Below are 13951 nucleotides of genomic sequence, written 5' to 3' on the forward strand. Positions count from 1 at the left end.
TGTCCGGAAAGTGGCGACCCGAGGGGCCAACGCTCTACAGACGATTACTTCTCGACGATTTTGAAATTCCCGACGCCATAGACGTCGTTGCACGGGGCGCCGGGTGCGCACACGGGTTTGCCCAGCAACGGCGAGGGGCCGGTACCGCGCGTGGCTTCGAGCGCGGCCAGCACCGGCAGCGGGAACACCGGGAACACGCCGTCGTTCTGCACGCCGGCGGCGCTGAAGTCGCGCTCGTGCTCGCTCACGAGCACCGCGAACTGGTCGGTGCCGGCCGGGCCGCCCGCGTCCATCGGCCACGAGGCGCGCGGCAGAGAAAGCGAACCGCCCGCGGTGATCTTGTTGTACTTGTCGAGCAGGTTCGGGAACAGCAGGAACATCTCACCGCCGCTGGACAGCAGGAACACGTAGACAAAACCTTCGCGCTTGCTGCGCACCTCGAAGGCAAGGCGGTCCTTGCCGATGGCGACTTCGGCCTTCTTCGGCGTGGCCGTCACCTCGAAGCCGGGCGCGGCGCCGGTTGCGAGAGATTGCAGCGATTCGGCGGGCGTGCGCGGGGCCGGAGGGGGCGGTGGTGGTGGCGGCGGTGCTGGAGGAGCCTCTGCGATCTTTGTATCGGGTGGCGGGGCCGGCGTGGTGGTGACGACCTTCTTGTCATCGGCGTTCGTGTTGCCGCCGGTGCGGCCCTGGAACCACCACCAGCCGCCACCGGCCGCGGCTGCAAGCACGGCGACCGATACGAGTGCGGCGACGGTCTTGTTGCTCTTGCCCCCGCCGCCGGTGGGAGCGGGCGCGGGCGCCGGTGCCTTGCCACCTGCCTTGCTCTTTCCGCTCGCGATGACTGTCGCAGCGTCGGCGTTGCTGTTGCCGCTGCGCGCACCCGAAGGCGGCTGCGTGCGCGGCGTCGGCGCGATGCTGTGCCCCACTTCGAGATCGAGCGCGGCTCGCAGCTCGGCCATCGACTGCGGCCGCTGCTCGGGCCGCACGCCGAGGCCCGCGTCGATCGCCTCCAGCAGCCGCAGGCTGTAGCGCTGCCGCAGGATCTCGTTGCCCGCAAGCGGCACATAGCTGTCGGACAGCAGCCGCGCCACCGAAGGCGGCGGCGCGCGACCGCACACCGCCACGTGCATCACGGCCGCGAGCGCATACACATCGGTCCACGCGCCCTGCGACATGTCGGGCATCTCGGCGTACTGCTCGATGGGGGCGTAGCCAGGCTTGAGGATGACGGTGATCGCCTGGGTCTTGTCGGTGATCACACGGCGCGCGGCGCCGAAGTCGAGCACCACCGGGCGGCCCGAGCCTTCGAGCAGGATGATGTTGTCGGGGGCGATGTCGCGGTGGTAGCAGTTGGCGTTGTGCATCACCGCTAGCGCCTGCGTGACGCCGTCCATGATGCGGATCAGCCAGGACTCGTCTACGCCTGCGGGGATGGCTACCAGGGCCTCTCTCAGCGTGTCGCCTCTGTAGAAAGGCATGACCATGTAGGTGGTGCCTTTTTCTTGCCAGAAGCGGTAGACCTTCAGGAGCGACGGGTGGTCGAACTGGGCGAGCAGGCGGGCTTCGTTGATGAAGCTGCGCATGCCGAGGTCGAAGGTTTCTCTGTGGCGTTCTGACAGGGGGACTACTGTGCCGTCGTTCTGTCTTGTCGACAGTGACGTGGGGAGGTATTCCTTGATTGCTACTACGCGTTCCAGCGTGTGGTCCCACGCCTCGTAGACGACGCCGAAGCCGCCTTGGCCTATGACTCTTGTGACTTCGAATTCGGCCAGGCGGCTGCCTACTGGGAGCAGGCCGGCGTCTGTGCTTCCCGTGGCGGGGCTGGTGACTGGGGTAGCGCCTGCGGTGATTACGGTCGCGGCCGTGTCGCCGGTTGTTGTTGTCGGCTGACCTGGCTTGGGGACTACGCGGGTGCGGTCGTCGTTGGAGTCGGTCATTGACTGGCTCCTTTGTTGAGTGTTTGCTTCCCGAGGCCGGGTCTCGGCCCGGCGGCCGACCTACTTTTCTTTGCTTCGCCAAAGAAACGTAGGCAAAAGAAAGGCGACCCCACTGTCTGCGACCCCTTCGCTGCGCTACGGGGCAACCTGCGGTGCTCGCGTTTCGCGGGGTCTCGCCCAAACTCGCTTCGCTCAGACAAGGGCGAGCCCTGATCCGCGAAACGCTGCGCTCCTCGGCGCAGCCAGAGGGGGGTGGAGGCAACACGGGCCTTTGCTTCGCTTGGCCTCCAAGCGACTGCAGGCGCGCAGCGCCTGCAGTCGTACCGAGCCGAGCGCAGCGATGGCCAGTTGGTTCCCCAATCCCTTCTGGCTGCGCCGAGGAGCGCAGACGTAGGAGGGATCAGGGCCGCAGCTGTTTGAGCGAAGCGAGTTCTGCGGACCCCCTCCGGAGTCGAGCACCGCAGGTTGCCCGTAGCGAAGCGAAGGGACGCAGACAGTAGGGTCGCCTTTTCTTTGCTTACTTTCTTTTGGCGAAGCAAAAGAAAGTAAGTCGCCCGCCGGGGCGAGACCCGGCCTCGGAAGACAAAACAAAGAGGGGCCTTCATCACCCCTCCTCCGCAAATCCAAAAAACAGGGCTTCAAACTGCTCATCCCGAGGCAACCCAGTACAGAGCATCCGAACCCCATGCTCAGCAGCAGGATCACTCAGCCAAAGCGACGCCCCCGCCAGCGGCAATTCCAGCGAATCGACACTACTCTCACGTCCGTCAGCAGAAGCGCCATCAACAAACAGCCGATGCAACACCGCATCAAACCGCAGCGCATCCAGATCCCCATCAAGCCCTTCCAACGCAGCCTGCGTAGCATGAGCCCACCACTGCAACGCCATAGCCAGCGCCTCCCCCTGCAGTTGCCCGGAAACGGACCGATCGAGCTCCATAGCCAGGGCAAACGGAAAGTACCGCCCCACCCCATCGACAGAAGGCATCAGCACCCCGATCCACGCCTGCTCCCCCGCCACCTGCCGCCCCAGCGCAAAGCACCAGATAGGCGCTTCGAGGTATCGCTCGGTCCAATCCGCATGCCGATCCCGCAGCCGGGCCATGCCCCGCTGCAGCCATTGATCCCACACGGCACGAAACGCCTCAGGCAGCCGCCGATGCGCAAAATCCCCCATGCCCGGCAGCTTGCCGAACCACCCCGGCAACGCGGTCGAGGCAAAGAGCAGCGGTGAAGAAGAAGATGCAGCCTCGTTCACAGCCCCTCCGGACAAGAAAACTCCCGCAGCTCACGCAACCGGATCGGATGCTGCACGCTGTTCGTCGTCACTTCGAAGCGCGTCTTCCGGGCTCCGATCTGGAAGGTGATGAAGAACTTCTCAGGCGCATCGCCGGCCTCGAGCTGCCCGTCGTCGAGCGCACGGAACAGCGCCCACGGCCCATCCAGAGCGGCACCCGAGCTGCCAGTGGTCGAAGGCGGGCTGACCTGGATGCGCACCTGGTTGCTGCCCTTCGGCCCCGGCCACTGCACGGCCATCGGCACCACAGGCCCGTGCGCGTACTTCACGAGCTGGCCGTCGACGTCGAGGATGAACTGGGTGATGCCCGCATCCATCTCCACCGGCTTGAAGTCCAGTCGCATCGATGGCCCACGGCCGCCGCCGCGGAAGAAGATGTCCTTGATGCGCGCGGCCCGCTCGAACTGCGCGAGCGCCTGCGTGGTGATGGCGCCGCGTTCGGCCACGGGCTTGTAGCGCCACGGCTTGGTGCTGGTGTCGACCAGCGCAGCCAGGCGCTTCTGGAAGAAGTCGTCCATCAATCCGCCGGGGCCGAACATCTGGCCGAAGTCTTCCGGCAGCACGTCGCGCTTGCTTGTGCTCACGAAGGGGTAGCGGCCCGCGATGGCGCGCGCGCAGAACTCGGCCACGGGGCGCAGGTCCTGGCTCAGGTTGCCGCGCTCCGCCGTCTGCGCCTGCGCGGCGCCCGACTGGCTGAGGTTCTCGACCATCGAGCGCACCGGCTCTGGCAGGCGGCCCGCATCTGACTTGAGCTTGCCGGCCACGTCGCCGGGCGGCGGCGAGGTGCGGCCCTTCACGGCCGTGTCGACGGCGTTGAGGTACACGTAGACCTCGTTGAAGAGCTTCAGCGCGTCGTCGATGGGCGCAGGCTGGTTGGGGCCGCCGGCGGTGACGAGGCGGCGCAGCGACTCGAAGCGGTCGTCCACGATGCTCTCGATGCGCTTGCCCGGGGCCACCTGCCGGCCGGGGTCGCTGCCGAACAGGTCTTCCAGGCCCTTGCGCGTGTTGCGCACCGTTTCGGTCGCCTTGCTGACGACGTCCTTGTTGGCGTCGGCCGCCGGGATCAGCGTGGTCTGCTTGACCACCGCGCGCAGGAAGTTCGCGAGCGGGGAATCGACGCCCGAAAGAATGCGCGCGGTCTCGATGTTCTTCTCCAGCCCGGTGGCGCGGATCAGTCGCACGTCGGCGAGCAGTGCTTCCCACTGCTTGACGTATTCCTCCAGATACAGGCGGCGCACGCGATCGGTCAGCGCGCCGAGCGCGGCCACGTCGCGCAGGCGGTCGGCTGCGTTGCGGTCTTGCCCCAGCACCCACGGGTCTTCGTTGGCGAGCAGGCCGGTGAGCACGGTCACTTCGTTCTGGAAGCGCTTGTGATAGCCGTCGTAGGTGAACATGCCCGGCACGCCATCGGTCAGCGGCTTGCCGCTGATGCGCTCGAACACCAGCGGGCCCGAGGGGCCGGTGGCAGTGGCCACGCTGAAGGCCGGAATGTCCTTGGTGGCGCGCTGGCGCTTCAAGCGGCTGAACACGCGCTGTTCCAGCGGGTAGCTCGCGAGCACGGCGCGCACGCTGCGCACCAGGTTCTCGTCCATCTTGAGCGGCGAGCGCGGCGGGCCTTGGGCGATGAGCACGTCGAGCTGGTCTTCGAGCGCCTTGCGCTGGTCTTCGGGAATGCCGCGGTCGAGGTTGCGGGCCCAGTCGAGCGTGATCCAGGCCTTGAGCGCCTCGGCATCGAAGTGCTCGGGCTGGTAGAGCATCAGGTAGCTCTTGAGCGCTTCGTACGTGTACTCGAGGTTGTCCTTCTGCGCGGTGCGCAGCTGGTCTTCGATCCGCTTGGCGATCTGCGGCAGGAAGGCGTCGTTAAGCGCGCGCTGGTGCGTGAGCATGGCGGCGGCGTCGAGCTTGTCGCCCTGGTAGAGGCCCAGCGTCATCGACAGCGGCTCGTCGCCCTGGTGGTTGTCGGGCGTCTTCCAGATGTCGCGCAGGCTCTGCAGCACGGGCGCGACCTCGACCAGGTTCTGCACGCGCGCGGGCAGCGCCGCGAGGTTCTGCCTGGCGGGCTCGACGCGGGCCTCGACCGACTTCAGGTAGTTCATGTTCTGCAGCGTGCTGTAGCCCCAGGCCGCGAGCAGGCCCACGGTGACCAGCGTCATCGCCGTCACGCCGATCACGCGCAGCGTGTGGCGGCGGCGCTCCAGCTTCACGTCGGCGCCGGCGAGGCGCTGCTCGGGGAACACCACTTCGCGCAGCAGCGAGGTGAGGAAGTAGCTGCGCCCGCTCGACTTCTGCGGCGCGAGCATCGCGCGCTCGATGCCGAAGCTGCGCGCGAGGCTGCCCATCACGCGGTCGATCGGGCTGCCCTCCTGCGTGCCGCTGGTGAAGTACACGCCGCGCACCCACGGCGGCTGCGCAAAGCGCGAGCCGGTGAACACTTGTTCGAGCAGGTCGGACAGCAGCGAGCCGATGGAGCCGAACTGCGCCGGAAAACCGAAGATGGCGGCGCGGCGCGTGCCGTCGGTCTCGCGCTGCATGCGCGCGATGAGGCCGTCGTTCACGCGGTTGTGCAGCAGCGCGAACTCGCGATTGAAGGCCGTGGAAAGGCCCTTCTCTTCCAGCTGCACGTTCTCGTTGGCCGGCAGCGTGAAGCCCAAGACCTGCGCGCGCTGCTCCTTGCCGAGGTCGTCGAAGTAGTCGGTGAAGCCGTACAGCAGGTCGCTCTTGGTGACGAGCACATACACCGGCAGGCGCGTGGTGAGCTTGCTGTCGAGTTCGAGCAGGCGCGCACGAATCGAGGCCGCAAGCTGCGTGCGCGCCTCGGGGCCCTGGCTCAGCAGGTCGGCCACGCTGACAGTAAGGAACACGCCGTTCAGCGGACGGCGCGGGCGCGCCTTCTTCAGCAGGCCCAGGAAGCCTTCCCATGCGCTCTTGTCTTCCGATTGGTGGCTGTCCTGCGTGGTGTAGCGCCCGGCGGTGTCGATGAGCACGGCCTCGTCGGTGAACCACCAGTCGCAGTTGCGCGTACCGCCCACGCCGCGAATGGCGCCGGGGCCGAACTTCTCGGCCAGCGGAAAGCTCAGGCCCGAGTTGACCAGCGCCGTGGTCTTGCCCGCGCCCGGTGCGCCGATGAAGACATACCACGGCAGGTCGTACAGGTAGCTGCCGCCCGAGATCGACATCCAGTCGCGCAAGCCGGGCTTCTTGCCGGCGGCGTGCAGGCGCATCTGCTTGAGCGTGGCAACGGCTTCGCTGAAGCGCGTGTCGAGGATCTTCTGCTCGCCGTTGACCGGCGCATCGGTCTTCGCGGCCGGCGCCTTCATGAGGCCGTCGGTCAAATGCTGGCTCGCACGGCGCGCGCGCCAGCGGCGGTACAGCGCGCGCAGCACCACGATGAGCACGATGACGCCGATGACGATGGCGCGCGTCATTTCGCTTTCGAGCGGCGCGAGCGAGCCGATCTTCACCAGCGGGCCGATCCACCAGATCAGCAGCGCGACGACGATCAGCGCGAGCAGTGTCAGCAGCAGCGGGCTGAACAGGAAGCCGAAGATTTTCTTGATCATTTCGTCGCTCCTGGTACGGGAGCAGCCGGTGTGGCAGCAGCGAGCCGGTCGGGTTCGGTCAGCAGCACGATGTCGACGCGGCGGTTCTTCGCTCGATTGGCAGGCGTGTCGTTGGCGGCCACCGGTTCGGCGTCTGCCTTGCCGTCGGAGCGCATGCGCGCCGGGTCGACCAGCGTTGTCAGCGCGCCCTTCACCGCATCGGCGCGCGCGGCCGAGAGGTGCCAGTTGGAGGGATAGCGCAGCGAGCGGATCGGCTGGTTGTCTGAGTGGCCGGTGATCAGCACCTCGCCCTTCACCTCGGCCAGCGCCTGGCCGATGCGGCGCAGCACGGGCAGCGACTGCGCCATCGGCTCGGCGCTGCCGGAGCCGAAGAAGGAATCGCCGCGCAGGCGCACCACGCTGCGGTCGGCCTCGTCGGTCACCGTGACCAGTCCCTGCTTGATCTCGGGTTCGAGAAAGCGTGCGAGGCGCGGCGTCTTCGCCGGCAGGGCGGGCGGCGCGATCTGGATGTTGGGCGCGCGCAGGCTCGACACCGCGGCGTAGGTGGTGTCGGAGCGGTAGTTGAGCGTGAGCCGCAGGCCGAACCACGCCAGCGCCAGCAACAGCGCGAAGCCGGCCGCGAACACCCACAGCGGCAGCGACTCGCGCAGCCGCACCGTGCCCGCGCCCTGCCCGCGCCAGTGCGGCGAAAGCTCGGGCTCGACGGCCGGGCGGTCCTTCGCGATCAGGTCCGCGAGGCGCTGGCGCACCGAGTCGAGCTGCGCGCGGCCGTTGTCGACCACGCGGTAGCGGCCTTCGAAGCCGAGCGCGAGCACGCTGTAGATCAGCTCCAGAAGCTGGCGGTGCGTGGGCACGTCCTGCGCGAGCTTGGCAAGCAGCTGGAAGACTTTTTCGCCGCCCCAGGTTTCGTTGTGGAACTGCACCAGCAGGCTCTGCTTGTTCCAGCCGGCCTGCACGCCCCACGGCGTGTTGGCCACGGCTTCGTCGAGCGCCGTGCACAGCACGTAGCGCGCGGCGAGCACAGATTCATTGCTGACGCCGGCGCGGCGCGCATTGGCATCGAACTGGTTGACGGCGTCGGCGGTGGAAGCGCGCAGCGCCGGCACATTGGGCGGCTGCGCAAGGTTGCGCAGCTTGCCGATCAACACCAGCAGCTTGCCGGCGGCGGACACCAGCGGGTTGAGCAGGCCGAGCTCGCCGACGTCGGCGGCCGGCGTGGGATCGGCACCACCGAAGAAAGGCGCCGGTGCCGGCGCAGGCGGCGTGCCGCCGGGCGTGCGCGGCTTGGGCTTGATGACCGTGCGTTCCGACTCGAAGGCGGCGAAGGGGTCGGGAGGTGTGCTCATGATGGTGTTCCGTTTCCGTCAGCCCGGTGTGGCTAGGAACGAATGGCCCAGAACGCGAGGTCCAAGCCCGGGAAATCTCCGGCGATGTGCATCGCGATGCCGCCGGATTGCTCGAGCTGGCGCCACAGGTCGCTGTTGCGCGTTTCGAGTTCGAAGTAGTTGGCGCCGGTGTGGAAGGGAATCTGCCGCGGCGCGACCGGCATCGGCGTGAGCGTGACCCCCGGCAGCGCGAGGTTGACGAGGTCGCGGATGCGCTCGACCGGGCCGATCTTCACTTGCGTGGGGAAGCGCGCGCGCAGCGCTTCGCTGGGCATGTTCGCATTCACCGCGAGCACGAAGGTCGCCTTGCGCTGCAGTTCCACGTCCGTCACCATCGCCACGCGCACGCCGTGCTTGCGGTCGTGCAGTTCGATGCGGATGGCCGATTGCTCGAACACCATCGAGAGGCTGCGGCGCAGGTCGTCCATCACCGGGCGGAAGCTCAGTGCAAGGTCGTCGTGGATGTAGGGGCCGAAGCGCGCGACGCGGCGCGAATCGCGAAAGCTCGAAAGGTCGCCGGCCAGCCCCAGCGCATGCTCGAAGAAATGCTGCGGGTGCAGCATCGCGCTCTTTGCCAGGTGCGCAAAGATGGCTTCGTTGCGGTTCACGGCCTGCAGCAGCATGAAGTCTGCGATCTCGGCCACGCCGCCGGTGCCGCCCTGCGTCATGCGGCCCGCCAGCGCTTCGCCGCGCTGGCGCAGCAGGCCCAGCAGTTCGTCGAGCCAGGCACGGATGACGGCATGGCCGGCCACGTCCAGCAGCGGCGGCAGCATGGCGCGGTCGAGCTGCACCTGGTTGTCGACGCGGCGCTCGACCACGCGGGCGACGCCGATGGTGGTCCAGGCGTCGGTGGCTTCGCCGGCGCGCATCAGGCGCGTGTGGAGCTGGCCCAGCTGCAGCATCGCCGTGCGCTCGCCGGCGGTGTTCGAATCAGGCACTTCGGATTCGAGCACGCGGTGGCGCACCAGCTCTTCATATTCCTCGGCGTCGGCCTCGCGCGCACCGGCGCGGCGCAGCGGCAGCGCGAGCACCACGGCCTCGTCGCGCATGGAAGAAGGAATGTCGATGGGCTCGGGCAGCGGGTCGACCGCCGGCATGTCGAAGACCGTGCCGTCGCCGAAGACGCCGACCGCCCGCACCAGCGCCAGCTTGCCCAGCGTGAGCGCGGCCGGGTCGATCTCCAGCTCGGCAAAGCCCCAGGCGTAGGGGGTGGTCGAACGCAGGAGCACATGCCTCGCATGATCGGCATGACGCTCGCTCTGCTGCAGGTGCTGAGGCTGCAACAGCATCCCCTCGCTCCAGACCACTTTTGTTCGCCAACTCATCCGCACTCCGTCAACGGCAAGGGTGCCTGAAAGAAACACGAAGTTTCCGGCGCGGGGGACGGGAGGCAAATCCGCCTTAAGGCCTAGCTAATGGCCTAGGCAGGGGGATTTGGAGCTACGGCGAAGGGACTAGGTTGAGAGTCGAACCGGGCGTTCAGCGCGCCGGAGCCGCGCGCAGGATCTCGACCTGCTCCGCATATGTCTTCTCGATGCGCTGCAGCCGCTGTTCGCGCGCCGCGTCGTTGACCCACGAGGCGGCCATGGCGCGCTGCTTGCCCAACTGGTGCTCCAGCCGCGCCTCCGGCAGCAGCGCGCTGTCGTCGGCCGCAACGTAGCCGTAGGCCGCGCGCAGGGTCTTGAGCACTTCGCGCTCGGCGTCCGCGCGCGGACCCTTGCCCTTGCCGTAGCCGGTCAGGAAGTTCTGCAGCCGCGCCTGGAACTCGGGCGGGAAGTCGCGCCGCACCACCATCGGCGCGCCAGGCGGCGGCTCCGATTGCCAGACCACCTGCAGCCGCTCGGCCTCCACCGGGAACTGCTGGCGAAAGCGCTCCAGGTCGGTGGTGTTGTTGGTGGCCACGTCGGCGTCGCCGTTGGCCACGGCCAGTGCGGTGGCCTGGTGGGTGCCGACGAATTCGCTGCGAAAGCGTGTCTCCATCTCGATGTTGTTCGGCAGGAAGAGCTGGCTCTGCGGCACGATGAAGCCGGTGACCGAACGGCTGTCGCCGCGCGCGAGCCGCCATTTCTCCGGCTGGGCCAGCACGGCTTCGAGGGTGTTGAGCGGCCCGGCCTTGCGCACCAGCAGCACGGCGCGGTGCTCGGGCACGCTGGGGTGCCGCGCGATCTGCGCCACCACCTTCATGCGCCGCTGCATCACGGCGTCGAGCGCCATCTTGGCCGAGAGGAAGGCCATGTCGATCTCGTCGCGGCCGATGGCGCGGTCGAGCTCTTCGTAGGTGGGCACCGAATAGGCGCTCACCGGAATGCCGAGGCTGCGGCTCATGTCGGCCATGAGCGGGGTCCACAGAGCGCGCGACTCGACGGTGCCGCCCAGCGGCAGCACGCCGAAGCGGATCATCCTGATCGGCACCGGCGCGGCCTTCTCTGCCGTCTTTTCGGTCGTCTTCTCGGATGATGCGGCGGCGCCCTGCGCCATGGCCGGCAGCGGCCCGGCCAGCATGGCGGCGAAGGCCAGCACCAGCACGGCAGCCACGCGCCAAGGCTTCATCACGGCGTCACGTCCTTGAGCACGCCGACCTGTTCTGCATAGCCGCTCTCGATGCGCTGCAGGCGGGCTTCGCGCGCGGCGTCGTTCACCCATTGCGCGGTCATGGCGTTCTGTTTGGCGAGCTGGTAGGCCAGCTTGGCCGCGGGCTGCAGCGAGCTGTTGTCGGCGGCCACGAAGCCGGCCAGGTCGTGCAGCGACTTGAGCACCACGCGCTCGGCATCGCCGCGCGGCCCCTTGGCGCGGCCGTAGCCGGTCAGGAAGGCCTGCACGCGCTTGCGCAGCTCGGGCGTGTATTCGCGGCGCACCACGATCTGCGCGTGCGGGATCAGGTCCGACTCCCACAGCACCTGCAGCCGCTCGGTCTCGGCCGGAAAGCGCAGCTTGAAGCGCTCGAAGTCGGCCGTGTTGTTGGTGGCCACGTCGGCTTCGCTATTAGCCACGGCCAGTGCGTTGGCCTGGTGGGTGCCCACGATCTCGCTGCGAAAGCGCGTCTCCATCGCGATGTGGTTCGGCAGGAAGAGCTGCAGCTGGGGCACGATGAAGCCTGACACCGACTGCTTCTCTCCGCGCGCCAGCCGCCAGCGCTCGGGCTGGTCGAGCATGTTCTTCAGCGAGTTGAAGGGCGGCGCCTTGCGCGACAGCAGCAGCGCGCGGTAGCCGGGCAGGCCGTCGTGCCGCACCACCTGCGCCACCACCTTCATGCGGCGCTGGGTCACGGCGTCGAGCGCCATCTTTCCCGAGAGGAAGGCCATGTCGACCTCGTCGCGCTGGATAGCATGCTCCAGCGCCTCGTACGAGTTGACCGACAGCACGCTCACCGGGCGGTTGATGGCGCGGCTCAGCTCGGCCAGCAGCGGGTCCCAGTCGCTGCGCGACTCGAAGGCGCCTCCAAGCGGCAGGATGCCGAAGCGGATCGGCGCGTCCGGCGCAGGGGCGGCCTGGGCCGCGGCCCACAGCGGAAAGCCCGTGAGCAAGGCCAGTGCCGCCGCTCGGAGGACACCGGAAAAATCGACGAATCGGCGCATGGAAGCCTGCATTTGTGGTCCTAAAGAGATAGGGCCGTTGCGCATCGGCGGGTCTAACATGGGCAGCGCGGACGCCATTAAATATCAATTGCAAGCAATTTTTGTGATGTTTTTCCTGTCTTCCCGGTTCCGGACCGGCCTCCTAAGCTCGGCGCCCATGCGTCCGATGCCCCCATGAACTGGAACTTCCGCGTCCTGCGCGGCCTGGCCCGCCTGACCTTTGCCCAGCAGCTGATCCTGCTGGCGCTGGTGCCGGCGGCGCTGGCCACGGTGGCGGCCATCACCGTGCTGACGCGGCAACACCTGGGCAACCTCACGGAGCTGATGCGCGCCAATGCGCAAACGGTGGCCCTGCAGGTGGCCACGGTGGCGCAGGCGCCATTGGCGCGCATGGACCGCCGCGCGCTGGCGCGCACCGCCCAGTCGGGCACCTACCAGCCCAACGTGCAGCAGGTGCAGATCTGGACGGAAGACGGCGAGATCGTCGCCAACTCCGAAACCGTCGACCGCGCCCGCGCCGACGGCCTGCAGGTGGTGGTGCCCATCGTGGGCGACGACGGCCGCCACAACGGCCAGGTGATGGTCGAGATGAGTCTGGCCGCGGTGGAAAGCGCGCGGCGCTCGGTCTGGTTCAACGTGGGGCTGGTGCTGGCGATCAGCCTCTTCGGCGTGAGCCTGGCGGGCTGGTGGGCGGCGCGGCGCATCAGCGAGCCGATCCGCGCGCTCGGCAAGGCGGTCGACCGGCTCGGCGCGGGCGAGGACGCAAGCGTGGCCATCGAGGGCACCTCCGAAGTGCGCCACCTGCAGCACGGCTTCAACCAGGCCGCGCGCGCGCTCGCGGAAAGCCACCGGCTGCTGCAAAGCCGCATCAACGAGGCCACGGCCGAGCTGGCCCGCAAGAACCAGCAGCTCGAAGTGGCCAGCCAGGCCAAGACCCGCCTGCTGGCCGCCGCCAGCCACGACCTGCGCCAGCCGCTGCATGCGCTCACGCTTTTCTCCGACGGGCTGGCCAACGGCGAGCACGACCCGGTGAAGCTGCAGCGCATCGGCCACATCCGCGAGTGCGTCGATTCGCTCGACCGCTTGTTCTCGGAGCTGCTGAACCTGTCGCAGCTCGACGCGGGCGTGCTGCAGCCGCAGTGGATCGACTTTCCGCTCGACCGGCTGTTCGATGAAATCAGCCGCAACTTCCGCCCGGTGGCCGAGCAGCAGTGCCTGCGGCTGGTGGTGCGCAAGACCGACATGTGGGTGCGCTGCGACTACGTGATGCTGTCGCGCATCCTGAACAACCTGGTGTCGAACTCGCTGCGCCACACCATCGAGGGCGGCGTGCTGATCGGTGCGCGGCGGCGCGGCAGGGGCGTGCGCATCGACGTGGTCGACACCGGCGTGGGCATTGCCGCGCAGCACCAGGCGCGGGTGTTCGAGGAGTTCTACCAGGTGGAGCCCACCGGCCGCCAGGCGGCGCGCGGCGCGCGCGGCATGGGGCTGGGCCTGGCCACGGTGCAGCGCCTGGCCGAGCTGCTCAACACGCGCGTAGAGCTGAGCTCGAAGCTGCACAAGGGCACCTGCGTGCGGGTGCTGGTGCGCTCGGCCCCGGCCGCACTGCCGCCGGCGGCGGGGTCGCAGGCCGTTGCCGCCGTCGAGGAAGAAGAAAGCCTGGCCAACGTGCGCATCCTCGTGATCGACGACGAGCGCACCATCCTCGAAGGCCTGACGGTGGTGCTCTCCAACTGGGGCGCCGAGGTGCTGCCCGCACAGACCCGCGCCGAGGCGCTGGCGCTGGCCGACACCTGGGAGCAGCCGCCCGATGTGGTCATCAGCGACCTGCTGCTGCAAGGCGGCGACAACGGGCTCGACGTGATCGCTGCGCTGGAGCGCCATCCGCGCGGCATCGGAGTCGGCACCGCGCGCCTGCTCGTCACCGGCGAGACCAAGCCCGACCGCCTGCGCGAAGTGGCGAGCGCAGGCATCACGGTGCTCTACAAGCCGGTGTCGCCGCGCGTGCTGCGCCAGGCCATCCAGACGCAAAGGGCCGTCGCAGCCCTCGCGGTAGGTGCGTAGGTAGTCCATCGGACATAGGCCGTGCGGCTGCCACCGCGTGACATCCGTCACACGAGCAGGCCCTCGCCGACACGGACATAAGCCCTCCGCCTTATCGCGCCAAGCCGGGTCCGTCCTTACATTGGACTATCGC

The 13951-nt window shown here is 68.2% G+C and carries 8 protein-coding genes; 1 reads left to right on the plus strand and 7 read right to left on the minus strand.

Going from position 1 to position 13951, the window contains the following annotated elements:
• Positions 1-44: 44 nt before the first annotated feature.
• The 7 genes from BLW48_RS12380 to phnD (BLW48_RS12415) form a co-directional block, all read right to left on the minus strand.
• Positions 45-1937, minus strand: a complete 1893-nt coding sequence (locus BLW48_RS12380) for a serine/threonine-protein kinase (protein ID WP_093077072.1) — start codon at positions 1935-1937, stop codon at positions 45-47.
• Between the two features lie 604 nt (positions 1938-2541).
• A complete protein-coding gene (gene tagF, locus BLW48_RS12390; protein WP_093077070.1) occupies positions 2542-3195 on the minus strand; it encodes a type VI secretion system-associated protein TagF in 654 nt (217 codons plus the stop codon).
• Positions 3192-6794: a type VI secretion system membrane subunit TssM gene (tssM, locus tag BLW48_RS12395; protein WP_093175065.1), complete on the minus strand. Its 3603-nt coding sequence runs from the start codon at positions 6792-6794 to the stop codon at positions 3192-3194. Before tssM ends, tagF begins: the two co-directional genes overlap by 4 nt.
• On the minus strand, positions 6791-8140 hold the full coding sequence (locus BLW48_RS12400; protein WP_093077067.1) for a DotU family type VI secretion system protein: 1350 nt from the start codon (positions 8138-8140) through the stop codon (positions 6791-6793). The genes tssM and BLW48_RS12400 overlap by 4 nt, the downstream gene beginning before the upstream one ends.
• A 32-nt stretch (positions 8141-8172) precedes the next feature.
• Entirely contained in the window at positions 8173-9504 is a 1332-nt protein-coding gene (gene tssK / locus BLW48_RS12405) for a type VI secretion system baseplate subunit TssK (protein ID WP_093077066.1), read from the minus strand.
• A gap of 154 nt (positions 9505-9658) precedes the next feature.
• Positions 9659-10729: a phosphate/phosphite/phosphonate ABC transporter substrate-binding protein gene (phnD, locus tag BLW48_RS12410; RefSeq protein WP_093175068.1), complete on the minus strand. Its 1071-nt coding sequence runs from the start codon at positions 10727-10729 to the stop codon at positions 9659-9661.
• Positions 10729-11766 carry a phosphate/phosphite/phosphonate ABC transporter substrate-binding protein gene (phnD, locus tag BLW48_RS12415; RefSeq protein ID WP_093077063.1) on the minus strand — a complete coding sequence of 346 codons (1038 nt, stop codon included), beginning with the start codon at positions 11764-11766 and terminating at the stop codon, positions 10729-10731. Before phnD (BLW48_RS12415) ends, phnD (BLW48_RS12410) begins: the two co-directional genes overlap by 1 nt.
• A 162-nt stretch (positions 11767-11928) precedes the next feature.
• Here phnD (BLW48_RS12415) and BLW48_RS12420 point away from each other — a divergent pair, with 162 nt between their 5' ends.
• On the plus strand, positions 11929-13818 hold the full coding sequence (locus BLW48_RS12420; RefSeq protein WP_093175070.1) for an ATP-binding response regulator: 1890 nt from the start codon (positions 11929-11931) through the stop codon (positions 13816-13818).
• The last annotated feature ends 133 nt before the right edge of the window (positions 13819-13951 follow it).

Origin of the sequence: Variovorax sp. YR266 (assembly GCF_900107295.1) — a bacterium.
GTDB lineage: Bacteria > Pseudomonadota > Gammaproteobacteria > Burkholderiales > Burkholderiaceae_C > Variovorax.

Bases quoted from the DNA above. Each gene is read 5' to 3' on its own strand.
- tssK (WP_093077066.1), bottom strand. From the start codon at position 9,504: ATGAGTTGGCGAACAAAAGTGGTCTGGAGCGAGGGGATGCTGTTGCAG.
- BLW48_RS12400 (WP_093077067.1), bottom strand. From the start codon at position 8,140: ATGAGCACACCTCCCGACCCCTTCGCCGCCTTCGAGTCGGAACGCACG.
- tssM (WP_093175065.1), bottom strand. From the start codon at position 6,794: ATGATCAAGAAAATCTTCGGCTTCCTGTTCAGCCCGCTGCTGCTGACA.
- phnD (WP_093175068.1), bottom strand. From the start codon at position 10,729: ATGAAGCCTTGGCGCGTGGCTGCCGTGCTGGTGCTGGCCTTCGCCGCC.
- BLW48_RS12420 (WP_093175070.1), top strand. From the start codon at position 11,929: ATGAACTGGAACTTCCGCGTCCTGCGCGGCCTGGCCCGCCTGACCTTT.
- phnD (WP_093077063.1), bottom strand. From the start codon at position 11,766: ATGCAGGCTTCCATGCGCCGATTCGTCGATTTTTCCGGTGTCCTCCGA.
- BLW48_RS12380 (WP_093077072.1), bottom strand. From the start codon at position 1,937: ATGACCGACTCCAACGACGACCGCACCCGCGTAGTCCCCAAGCCAGGT.